This is a genomic window from Cupriavidus sp. YR651, from assembly GCF_900101625.1.
Taxonomy (GTDB): Bacteria; Pseudomonadota; Gammaproteobacteria; order Burkholderiales; family Burkholderiaceae; genus Cupriavidus.
Window position 1 is genome coordinate 153279 of sequence record NZ_FMYZ01000005.1, and the last position, 12248, is coordinate 165526.

General features: G+C 60.3%; 8 protein-coding genes. 1 reads left to right on the forward strand and 7 read right to left on the reverse strand.

The features are described 5' to 3' along the window. Nucleotides 1-53: 53 nt before the first annotated feature. Both BLR29_RS15755 and BLR29_RS15760 read right to left on the reverse strand, forming a co-directional pair. The gene (locus BLR29_RS15755; protein WP_092137956.1) at nt 54-2876 is read right to left on the reverse strand and encodes a 2-oxoglutarate dehydrogenase E1 component; all 2823 of its coding nucleotides are present in this window, start codon (nt 2874-2876) and stop codon (nt 54-56) included. Nucleotides 2877-3259: 383 nt separating this feature from the next. Continuing rightward, entirely contained in the window at nt 3260-4003 is a 744-nt protein-coding gene (locus BLR29_RS15760) for a GIN domain-containing protein (protein ID WP_176860971.1), read from the reverse strand. A gap of 263 nt (nt 4004-4266) precedes the next feature. Here BLR29_RS15760 and BLR29_RS15765 point away from each other — a divergent pair, with 263 nt between their 5' ends. Further along, nucleotides 4267-5340 carry a GlxA family transcriptional regulator gene (locus BLR29_RS15765; RefSeq protein ID WP_255371273.1) on the forward strand — a complete coding sequence of 358 codons (1074 nt, stop codon included), beginning with the start codon at nt 4267-4269 and terminating at the stop codon, nt 5338-5340. 61 nt (nt 5341-5401) lie between these two features. On the opposite strand, the gene BLR29_RS15770 is transcribed toward BLR29_RS15765, so the two are convergent. The 5 genes from BLR29_RS15770 to aceE form a co-directional block, all read right to left on the reverse strand. Further along, nucleotides 5402-6397, reverse strand: a complete 996-nt coding sequence (locus BLR29_RS15770) for an SLAC1 anion channel family protein (protein ID WP_092137958.1) — start codon at nt 6395-6397, stop codon at nt 5402-5404. A 210-nt stretch (nt 6398-6607) separates the two neighbouring features. Beyond that, nucleotides 6608-7186, reverse strand: coding sequence for a hypothetical protein (locus BLR29_RS15775; RefSeq protein ID WP_092137959.1), 579 nt, complete (start codon nt 7184-7186; stop codon nt 6608-6610). Between the two features lie 4 nt (nt 7187-7190). Beyond that, nucleotides 7191-7799, reverse strand: a complete 609-nt coding sequence (gene mug, locus BLR29_RS15780) for a G/U mismatch-specific DNA glycosylase (protein WP_092137960.1) — start codon at nt 7797-7799, stop codon at nt 7191-7193. A gap of 17 nt (nt 7800-7816) precedes the next feature. After that, nucleotides 7817-8866 (reverse strand): thiamine pyrophosphate-dependent enzyme, encoded by a 1050-nt coding sequence (locus BLR29_RS15785; RefSeq protein WP_092137961.1) that lies wholly within the window; start codon nt 8864-8866, stop codon nt 7817-7819. A 310-nt stretch (nt 8867-9176) separates the two neighbouring features. Continuing rightward, entirely contained in the window at nt 9177-11858 is a 2682-nt protein-coding gene (gene aceE / locus BLR29_RS15790; RefSeq protein ID WP_092137962.1) for a pyruvate dehydrogenase (acetyl-transferring), homodimeric type, read from the reverse strand. Nucleotides 11859-12248: the final 390 nt, after the last annotated feature.

The window sequence follows — 12248 nt, forward strand, 5'->3', positions numbered from 1 at the left end:
TACCGGGCAAGGCGAATCGGTGACATCGTCTCCGATTCGCCCTGGCCATCGCATTACTCGTCAATCGCCGCGTGGAGGAACTCTTCCTGACGTGCAAGGTGCATCGACCGGTAACCCGGTGCGGTCGATGCGGCGGCCTCGGGTCCGATATAGCGCAGCGCCGCGGGGGCTTTCACGATTTCCAGCAACGGTTCCATGACGAAATGCCACGAGCCCTGGTTCTTTGACTCTTCCTGGCACCAGACGACTTGCTTCAGGTTCGGATAGCGCTCCAGTTCCGAACTGATCTGCTTCGCCGGGAACGGATACAACTGCTCGATGCGAATCAACGCGATATTGTCCTTCTGGGCCTTGCGCCGACGCTCCAGAAGTTCGAAGTAGACCTTGCCCGAACACAGGATGACCCGATCGACGTTGGCCGCGACTTCCTCAGCGGACGATTCGGCAATGATCTCGTTGAATTGCCCCGTGGCGAGATCCTCGAGGCTGCTGACAGCTTCCGGATGGCGCAGAAGGGACTTCGGCGTCATCACAATAAGCGGAACGCGATCGCGCGACATGGCTTGCATCCGGAGCAGGTGGAAAATCTGAGCCGGCGTCGTGGGCTGACAGACTCGCATATTCTCCTGTGCGCACAGTTGCAGGTAGCGCTCGAGGCGCGCCGACGCGTGTTCCGGACCTTCCCCCTCCTGCCCGTGCGGAAGCAGCATCGTCACACCACTATGCTGCCCCCACTTTGCAGCGCCTGCGGACAGAAAGTTGTCGATAACAACCTGCGCCCCGTTCGCGAAATCGCCGAACTGCGCCTCCCACAATACGAGCGCATTTTGTCGAACAATCGAGTATCCGTACTCGAAGCCGAGCACCGCAGCCTCTGACAGCACCGAGTTGGTGACTGAAAATCGTCCCTGGTTATCGGACACATGGCGCAGCGGGACGTATGTGCCCTCTCCCCGAGCCGACCGTTTCTGATCGTGGAGCACCGCGTGCCGATGGCTGAAGGTGCCGCGTTCACTGTCTTGCCCGCTCAGGCGCACGTCAATGCCCGCGGAGAGAAGAGACGCGAAGGCCAGATGTTCGCCCATGCCCCAGTCCAGCGGACGCTTGCCTTCCGCCATCTCGCGGCGGGCAGTCATGACTTTTCCGACCAGCGGATGCACCGAATACTGCTCGGGAATGCTCGTGATCTTGAGTGCCAGGCTTTGAACGAGATCAGGCAAGGGCGCCGTGTAGTAAATACGGTCAGCGTTTCCATCGAGCAGTCGCGGCCAGCTCACCTCTTCGTTTTGATCGACTGGATTCCTCTCTTCGGCGGTTTGCGCGGCGTCGAGACGCTCGCGGTAGTCATGGATATATTCCTCCACGTCTTCCGCCGTCAGAATCCCCTCTTCCACCAGCTTCCTGGCGTAGATCGTACGGGCGCCGGGGTGTCCTGCAATGGAGCGATACATCAGCGGTTGCGTGATGCTCGGCGTGTCCTGTTCCTGGTGGCCATGGCGGCGGAAGCAAACCAGCTCGATCACGACGCTCTTCCCGAACGTCGCACGAAAATCAATCGCCAGACGCGTTGCGGCAATAATCGCCTCAGGGTCGTCGCCATTCACGTGCAGGATCGGTGCCTCGATCATTTTGGCGATGTCGGTGCAATAAAACGAAGACCGGACATCCCTCGGATCGGAAGTGGTGAAGCCAACCTGGTTATTCACGACCACATGTATCGTGCCGCCCGTGCCGTATCCCCGGGTATTCGCCAGATTCATCGTCTCCATGACAATGCCCTGCCCCGAAATCGCCGCGTCCCCATGGATTTCCACCGGCAGGACTGCGCTCGCACCTTGCCCCAATACTTCGGCGCGCGCGCGAGCGATGCCCTGAACAACCGGGTTGACAATTTCAAGGTGCGACGGGTTGAACGCGAGCGTGACTTCCGCCGGTCCGGTTGCCGTCGGGAGCAAGCCGGTAAAACCCTTGTGATATTTGACGTCGCCGGCCGGAAGAAGATGCGCGGTCTTCCCCTCGAACTCGTCGAACAACGCAGCCGGCGGCTTCCCCACAATATTGACGAGAACATTCAGGCGTCCACGGTGTGCCATGCCGAGAATCGAACTCTTGACGCCCTTCGTGGCACCGTATGCGATCAATTCATCCAGCAGGACGATGAGCGATTCACCGCCCTCGAGCGAAAAGCGCTTCTGGCCGACGTAGCGTGCATGCAGGTATTTTTCAAGGCCCTCGGCAGCCGTCAGCCGTTCGAGAATGTGCAGCTTGTCGCCGCCATCCAGGGTCGCTTTTGAACGCGAAGGCTCAAGACGCATTGGCCACCAGTTACGCTGGTCCGGATCGGCCAGATGCATGAACTCGGCGCCCAGTGTCCCGCAATATGTCTCTGTCAGCGCCTGCACCAAATCGCCGAGCGTTGCATCGTCGCCTGAAAAATAAGCGCCCGACATGCTGAACTTCGTGTTCATATCCGCCTGGGACAACCCGTAGTAGCTCGGGTTTAATTCAGGCAACGGCACTGGCGCGGTCCAGCGCAGCGGATCGAGATGGGCATTGCGGGTGCCGACCATGCGATACGCCGAAATCAGTGCCTGAACGGCGACCTGTTTCCGGGCGAAACCCAATATTTCGTTCTCCGAGCGTCCGCCACTGCGCGCCTGCCTGGTCAACTCGACAAAACGAGACACCACCGGCGCGTGCGCGACGTCACCCGCATCCGATCCATCAACCGCCGGCATGCCCTGCAATGCGTCAAAATATCCGCGCCATTCCTCCGACACCGTGTTCGGGTCGGCAAGGTATGCCTCGTATTGCTCTTCGACATATGGAGCATTGCCTCCGAATAGAAAGGAGGTATTCCGATTCCGCATCATCATGATGACTCTGTCCTCAGTCGGGCTCACGCCCGGTATCTGCCATAACCCAAGGCAGCACCTGCTGCCGCCTTGGCCAAGCCAATGCTTCCACAGGTACACGAAGACAAAGTTCCGACGGCGAAAAGAGGCAACTTTCAGTGCGATCCGGTCCGCGTCAGCTTGTGCAAAACCCCGTGACTTCTGCCACCAGGTCCCTGTGCCCGCCAGGATCAGCAATCTCCTGACTGCTGATGGGGACCAGATTACGCTTTGCGGATTTTCATTGACGCCCTAGCTATGTTGGTTTGGGGACATTCCCTGCTCATTTCTGGCCATGGCGTCGGATTCTCCGGAATCTCGTATGTCTGCACGTCGAACAGGCGTCAACGGCAAGGTGCCGCGGGCTATTCGAATTTGACCGAGGCGGCCCCGGTTCGATCCACGTGGCGCCTGGCTGGATTGCCCGCGACGCGAACATCTGCCGCGCCGCTGACATTCACGTCCGCAATCTCGGTGGCGTGAGCCTGCACGCGGCCGGCGCCGGAAGCATCAATACGTATTTCTTTCGTGCGAAGGTCCGTGAGGTCCACCTGCCCGGCCCCACTCACATCGACGTCCGCACGCTCGACCACGCCGTCCGCCATGATGTGCCCCGCGCCGGAGACGTCAAACGTCACGGCCTTTCCGCGCAGACGGGACGCACTGAACTGCCCCGCGCCCGTTACACCAATGCCCGTGAGATTCGGCCCCTCGATATCGAGCTGGATGGGCTTGCTCGTCACGATGGGACCGGATACCCCGATGACCAGCACCTTCCCTTCCACAGCGGTTCGGATTTTCGCCAGGATGTCGGCCTGCGCCGTCACCGTCACGCGCGGCGTGGGCTCGATCCGATACGTGACGTTGGCCGGGATGTTCAGTGAAACGGCCGTGAACTTGTCGAGCGAGCGGGTTTCCATCGCGATCGGGCCTTTTGCCTCCTCCGTCACGCCTCCGGTGTCTCGATATACCGTTCCGTTCACTTCGACATAGCTGTTGTTGCCGGTGACCGTAACCTGATGACCATTGACGATCACCGTGCTATCCGCGCGGGCGCAGCCTGTAACGGCTAGCATGGTGATCTGGGCGAATTGCAGATATCTCGTCACGCTGACCTCATTTAGATCGCTAAAGTGACACCGCAGATGCATTGGAGATCGAATGATGGATCGGTGGCTCGGTCCACGCTGCCGGATCAACATCTGATATTCTAAACAGCGTGGAATAGATGCAAGCGCGTTGACGGCGAAATGTCTCCTGACGCACTTGGCAAGCCGTCGGTCGTTTGACTTTGCTCGAACAACCCAGACAGTTGCGCTCAAGAATGCGATAGCCGTGACGTCAGTCTAGAAGTGAACGAACAGATCAATTAATGAAACTCGCTGTTGTTGTGTTTGATGGCGTACAAGCGCTGGACATTGCTGGTCCGATGGATGTTTTTGCGGAGGCCAATGCGCTATTGCCACCCCACAAGCGATACGAGATTTCGTTGGTGGGCGTGCGTCCCGATAGCGTCACCTGTTCGAATGGTATGCAAATCAGCGTGCCGGTGGACTATCGCAATTACGCCGACAACTGCGATCTGTTGCTGGTAGCCGGGGGCCCACGCGCTCCCGAGATGCAGCCCGACCCGGAATTCCTGTCCTGGCTTCACGACAAGGCACTGTCGACACAGCGATTCGGTGCAGTTTGCAACGGCGTATTCCTGCTCGCCCATGCGGGGCTGCTTGACGGGCGGGAAGTCACCACGCACTGGTCTGAAACGAAACGGCTTCAGGAGCACTTCCCTCGCGCCTGCGTACGGCCAGACAAGATTTTTGTCCGTGACGGCAGCTTGTTTACATGTGGCGGCGTTACCGCCGGCATTGACCTGTGTCTCGCATTGGTCGCGGAAGACCTCGGGCACGCGCTGGCGGTGAAAGTTGCAAAGCGCTTGATTGTCTATATCCGCCGCGATGGCGGGCAATCCCAGTACAGCCCATATCTCGCCGTTGGCCCGGAAGAGGATTCCATCGTCAGCAAGGCGCTACGGTACGTCAACGACCATATTGCCGACGCCTTCTCGATCGAGGAATTGGCGGACGCGGTAGGCGTGAGCCGACGCACGTTCAGCCGTACCTTCGCGAAGCACGCCAAGGTTTCGCCTTCTGTCTTCGTCGAGCAGGTACGCGTTGACTTTGCGAGAAAATTGCTTGAGCAGACGGATGTGCCTCTGAAAACCATCGCCTTCAGATGCGGATTCCATAGCTCCACGCACATGCGGATGATATTTTCACGACGCCTCGATATCACGCCCAAGGAATATCGCCTGCGCTTCCTGGAGAGCGAGGGCGCGTCACGCGATGCCGCGGAGCAGCGCAACAACAGCGAGCATCCGATGCCGCAAAAACCGCGCCGGGTGGGCCGGATTTCGGCATCGCACGCAGCCGCCATCGTCGAGCACTAAGAGGCGCGAGCCGTCGTACGACGCGCACCCTATTTCTCAAGCCTCTATTGCAACAGGCGCATCACCTGCCGGATAGCAAGTCACCGTTGAACACAGTCCGCATGGTTCGTATGAACAGCATGACGATGACCACGTTCAAGAACGCCAGCAGAAGAATCGCCAGCACGGTAATCGGCCAGAGGCGAACCGTATCCGCATATTTCAATGCCGCATTCGACAGTGCCGCAATCGGAAAGCTGACGCCCCACCAACCCGCGGTGAACGGAATGCTTCGGCGGAACACCTTGAGCACCAGGGTAAAGAAAAGGAACAATCCGAAATAGAACAAGACTGCCGCGAACACATCGATTCGCTGCATGAAGTTCGTGTACGCCAGGAACCCCACTTCGAATGGCGCGATGAGGATCATGAGCGACGGAATCATATTGCTCGCCAGCTTCTCATGATGAATCAACCGGGACACAATCATGGTGAAGAACACCAGAGCAAGAATCGTCCCGACAGCCAGTGAAAAGATGTTGAGCTCGTGCGCCCACGGCATGCGCATTGCCCCGCCTGCAACAGGAATGTCGAGTGTCGCGACGCCGGGGATCAGCCAGGCCGGCAGCGCATGCCCGGAATCGATCTTTCCCTGGAAAAGCCGACTGAAAATGGTGAACGAGAGCGCAATGGTGCCAATCGCCCCGATGGCCCACACCACCTCCGCCACGCCGTGATCGGCTTCGCCAATAATCGAAGAAATCAGCAAGACCGCAATAGGCACGGTGCCGAAGAAATTCCCGGCGATGGGATGTCGAAACTCGTGCATCACCGCATTCGGATACTTTGCGAGTTTCACCGTGTACGAGATGGCCAGAATCAGAAACGCGATCACGGCCACCAGGCCGATCACGCCAGAGACGACCGGACTGACGCCGTACTGATGTGCGGCGAGTCGCCAGGCAAGGGCAAGCCCCGAGATTCCCATGACCGAGGCAAAGAGATTCACAGGGAGATGCTTTACCGATATCTCGCGTTCCTCAATGCTGCGCTCAATGGGGGGTGGCACAGTCTGCATCGGTTCTCCTCAGTAAAGGACTACACACGGACATCGTTACCCTGTAGCGATGTGCCGAGTATAGGTTTGGTACTGAGTGGAGTTTCCGCTGCGCGAGGCTGTTTGGAGACAACCTTTGCCGGTTTCTGGCCACCGTGAATCGCGGAACCAGGAAAATACGTTCGATGGACGCGACCGTTCAAGCCTTCCGCGACACGTCCGGCACGAATTTCATGCAAATCGCAGTGATGTCAGTGCCTCGATATCAGCGCGCGTTGTACCGTTCATCGCCTCGACAAACGTCACGCCTTTTGGGGTGACATCCACGACCACCGAGTCGGAGATGATTCTGTAGCTGACACCATCGCCCTCGCTGCCCATCAACGAATCGGCGATGTCCTTGATCCCGCGCGCTGATTGAAGCAGGAGCACAACGCTTCTGGCGCCGCTGCCGATCGCCCATTGGGCAATCGCCACCCCATTTCCATACTGGCCACTTGCGTCAAGGATCGCCATGTCCATGGATGCGCTGGTCATCTCCGCGAAGGAATCCGTGGAGTGGTATACCTCCCGTTGCCGCGCATCGGCATGTCGCTCCCGACTGCCAGCGATGAACCCCGCGTCCATATAATCATCCGTAGGATAGGACATCATTCCCGGAACGCCGTCATGCACATGCAGCCAGACTTCGGTATCTGCCGGAATCCGGCTCGCTACAGCCGCGGGTAACCCGGGGCCCAGATAGACAAACTCTCCATCATTGAGATGCGTTGTTGCCCGCTCGACGATCTCGTCGGTCGTCCATACCATTTCACTACCTCCCGTTCAACTCGCGTTGACGTTGTTTGCCGAAAGCCGCAAGGAAATCCTCGTCGGCGCTTTCACTCTCCACGGTTCGACGGAATTCGCTGTAGGCATCAACCAGATTGGCAAGACTGAATCCACGATTCCGGCCACTTGGGTTGGGCAATACCCATACCTTCGAACCGCCTATTGACTGCGACTGCGGCCCCCAATTGACTATTCGCTGATGGGCCATCGCCGCATAAGCGGCCTTACCCAGGAATGCAACGTAGGCGGGGCCGAAGTACCCGAGCTTCAGGGCGAACTGCTGCGAAGCAGCGACATACTCCGCATGCGAGAGTTCGCTCGCACTGGCAGTCGGTCGACTCACCGCGGTTGCCAGGCCGTATCCATATGACAGCAGTCGATGGCAATCCGCAGGCTTGATCTCATGGTCGGTGAATCCCGCAAGATAGATGGCCTGCCAGAATCGGTTTCCATGGCCAGCGAAGTGATAGCCAGTCGCTGCGGCCTGCAATCCGGGATTCAATCCACAGAACACCGCCGAAAGTCCTGTCTTCATCAGGTCCTGCAAGCGCCCGGAAGGTCCCGGCGCCGGGACCAGATGTAGAGATTTCATTTGTCTTTCCTTCACCCTCAAGTCACACATGGAGATGCCACGTGCAATGGCCGAGGTTTAAAGAGCGAGATCAGTGAGAGGCCAGCCCACTTTCCTTCAAGCCAATCGGCCTCGGCGGGCATGTCATCGTGGCTGGCGTCATATTCCGACGCGAGGCGAGCCGCCCAGGAAGCCTTCGCACTGTCGATGAACGCTTGGGTAATAACGCCTTTTTCGATCAGCTTCCGGCCGTAGATTTCCAGCGCCGACTCGCGAGCGCGAATGGTCCTGTTCACCCCGGGTTGCGTGAATGCCAGCTCATCTCCCTCGCTATCCCCGTCGTGGCGGAAGCAGAGCATGTCGATAACCACCGGCTTGCGGAATTCCTGCCGGAACGCTATTGCCATCGCGGCAACGCGAACAACCGCCTCCGGGTCGTCCCCATTCACTTGAAAGACTGGCGCGTCCAATGTCCTGCCGAAGTCCGATGGATCGCGATAAGAGCGCGAATGGCGGGGGGCCGGGGGAATACCGATCTGACGATTGATAACCAGATGTACGGAACCACCGGTGCCATCGCCCTTCAAGCCATCGAAGCCCTCGACAGCACCTCCATGCGCAAAGGCCGCATCATCATGGACGAGTAGCGAAAGAACACTGGAACGATCGATGACATCTCCGGGACTCGGAGTTTCGAGATGTGAAGGATTTCCTGTCACAGAGAGATGAAGCGAGCGCCCATCGAATTCGCGGTCGGCAGATGCTCCCGATTCGGAAACCAATGGACCACCCTTGAGTTCCTTGAATATGGCCCTGGGGGGCTTCCGCAGAATCTGGCCGAGGACGTTGAGGCGGCCACGGTGCGCCATGCCGATTACCACGTCGGTCAGGCCAAGAAGCGATCCGCGACGCAGAATTTCCTCCAGTGCCGGGATGGCGGCTTCGGCGCCATCCAGTCCGAATCGCCTTGTTCCGGCAAACCTTTCTTCGAGAAACCTCCCGAAGCCCTCGGTCTCGACGAGCGCCCACAAAATCCGCTTCCGTTCCCGATCTGTCAGCGTCTTCCCGTGAAATCTTCCAAAGTCCATGTTCGATCATCCCTGCAGCATCAAGAAACAAGCGGGTACGCGACCGGCTTTCTTGCGCGCCGCACCGACTGGGGTGCAACGAATGATTCAACTATAGGGAAGACCCGTAGTTCAGGGCGTTGAAGATAGGCCAGAAACTGGCCATAGTCGGTCGGTTGTGGGCCAACGGAATGTCTCGCCTTGCATGACGCACCTGGGCATGCTGGCCGGCGCTGTTCCGCCGGCCACGCCCCTCAAGTCACCACTTCACGTCACGTCAAGTCACGTACTCAGGCATTGCGCCCTTTCGGCCAGACCTGCCCGTCAGATCTCAGACATGCAGCGGATATGGCTTCTCCGCATCCAGACCATATTTTTGCAACGCCTTCTGCACGAGCGCCTTGTCGATCGATGCGTCGTCCGCCAGCGCCTTCAGCGCCGTCAGGGCAATCCAGTAGCGATCGACTTCGAAGAAGTGCCGCAACTGTTCGCGCGTGTCAGAGCGACCGTAGCCATCGGTCCCCAGCACCGAGTACCGGCGCGGCACGAACGGACGGATCTGGTCCGCCAGCGCGCGCACGTAGTCGGTGGCGGCGATCACCGGCCCCTGCATCGGCGCCAGGCATTGTTCCACGTGCGAGCGCCGCGGCGTCTCGCCCGAATGCAGCAGGTTCCAGCGCGCCACCGCATTGCCCTCGCGCGCCAGCTCGGTAAAGCTCGGGCAGCCCCACAGGTCAGCCTGCACGCCCCAGTCCTCGTCCAGCAACTGCGCCGCGGCGATGACCTCGCGGAAGATGGTGCCCGCACCCAGCAACTGCACGCGCGGCTGCCCGGCCGCACCCTCCTTGCCACGCCGGAACAGGTACATCCCCTTCAGGATGTCCGCCTCCGCACCCTGCGGCATGGCCGGATGCTCGTAGTTCTCGTTCATCACCGTGAGGTAGTAATACACATCCTCCTGCTCCTGCACCATGCGGCGCAGGCCGTCCTGGATGATCACGGCGAGTTCATAGGCGAAGGTGGGGTCGTAGCTGATGCAGTTGGGGATGGTGCCGCCCCACACCAGGCTGTGCCCGTCCTCGTGCTGCAGCCCTTCGCCGTTGAGCGTGGTGCGCCCGGCGGTCCCGCCCAGCAGGAAGCCGCGTGCACGCTGGTCGCCCGCCGCCCATGCCAGATCACCAAAGCGCTGGAAGCCGAACATCGAATAGAAGATGAAGAACGGGATCATCGGCTCGGCGTGCGTCGAGTACGACGTGGCGGCGGCAATCCAGTCCGACATGGCGCCAGCCTCGCTGATCCCTTCCTGCAGGATCTGGCCGTCCTTCGATTCCTTGTAGAAGCTTAGCTGCGACGCATCCTGCGGCGTGTAGTTCTGCCCCTGCTGCGACCAGATGCCGATCTGCCGGAACAACCCTTCCATGCCGAAGGTGCGCGACTCGTCCGACACGATCGGCACGATGCGCCGGCCCAGCGCCTTGTCGCGCAGCAGCGTGTTGAGGATGCGCACGAAGCTCATCGCGGTGGAAAACTCGCGGCCCTCGCCGCTGGCCTTGAGCTGCCCCTCGAACGCCGATAGCGGCGGCACCTCCAGCGCCGGCCCGCGCCGGCGGCGCGCCGGCAGGTAGCCGCCCAGCGACTGGCGGCGCTCATGCAGGTAGGCGTGTTCGCTCGATCCTTTCTCGAAGCAGAGGTACGGCAACTCGTCGAGCTGCTGTTCCGTGAGCGGCAACTGGAAGCGATCGCGGAAATGCATCAGCGCCTCCACCCGCATGCTCTTCTGCTGGTGGGTGATGTTTTGCGCCTCGCCGGCTTCGCCCATGCCATAGCCCTTGATGGTCTTGGCCAGGATCACGGTGGGCTGACCGCGATGCTCGCTGGCCGCCTTGTAGGCGGCGTAGACCTTGTGCGGATCGTGGCCGCCGCGGTTCAGCGCCCAGATATCGTCGTCGGACCAGTCCGCCACCAGCGCCTTGAGTTCAGGCGTATTGAAGAAATGTTCGCGCACATAGGCGCCGTCCTTCGACTTGAAGGTCTGATAGTCGCCGTCGACGCACTCCATCATGCGGCGCGCAAGGATACCGGCCTTGTCGCGCACCAGCAGCGCATCCCACTTGCTGCCCCACACCACCTTGATCACGTTCCAGCCCGCGCCGCGGAACTCCGATTCCAGCTCCTGGATGATCTTGCCGTTGCCACGCACCGGGCCATCGAGCCGCTGCAGGTTGCAGTTGATGACGAAGATGAGGTTGTCGAGATGCTCGCGCCCGGCCATGCCCAGCGCGCCGCGCGACTCGGGTTCATCCATCTCGCCATCGCCGCAGAACACCCACACCTTGCGACCTTCGTGCTGACCGAACCCCCGGTCCTGCAGGTATTTCATGAAGCGCGCCTGGTAGATGCCCATGATCGGCGCCAGCCCCATCGAAACGGTGGGGAACTGCCAGAAATCCGGCATCAGCCACGGATGCGGGTAGGACGAGATGCCCTTGCCGCCCACCTCCTGGCGGAAGTTGTCCATCTGCTCGGCCGTCAGCCTGCCCTCCAGGAAGGCCCGCGCGTAGAAGCCCGGCGAGGAGTGCCCCTGGTAATAGACAAGGTCGCCGCCGTGCTGTGCCGACGGCGCATGCCAGAAATGGTTGAAGCCGATCTCGTACAGCGTTGCCGCCGAGGCAAAGCTGGCAATGTGGCCGCCGACATTGGTCTCGCGCGCCGCCCGCAGCACCAGCACGAGCGCGTTCCATCGGATATAGGAGCGGATGCGATGTTCGAGCCGCTGGTCTCCGGGGCTGCGGGCCTGCGCCTCCAGCGGGATGGTATTGAGGTAGGCGGTATTGGCGCTGAACGGCAGGTAGATGCCGGCACCATGCGCCCGCTCGATCAGCCGCTCTATCAGGTAATGCGCGCGCTCCGGTCCCTCGGAGGCAATCACCGAGTCGAGCGCATCCAGCCATTCGGCGGTTTCCTGAGCGTCGATCTCGTCGTTGCGGGAATTGGCTGGGTTGGCTTCCGCCATGATAGGACTCCTCTCATGCGTCAATCACGCAAAGCGCCTGCCCTCGATGCACAGAGGGCGAAGGCAGGGGTAGCTAGGCAAGGTTAGCACCCGGAACTCGCCACGGTAAGGCGATTGATGGCGATTCGTGACGGTTCGTCACCCGGTACGGCTTTTTCCATCGACGAGCATCTCTTCCTGCCGGGAGACGCCAAAGGCCCGGCCGCCAGGCGACGCTGCCATGCTGCAGCGCATCAGCATGGCTTGCTCGCCACCCGGCGGCAGGCTTTGTCTCGCTTCCCGCAACGATGTGCCATCCGGATGCGCAGTCGGTGCGACGAAGGCACGCCCTGCCGGGATTGCTCTGTCGCCTGCCGAGCGTACAAAAACGACGCCCCGTCGCCGGGGCAA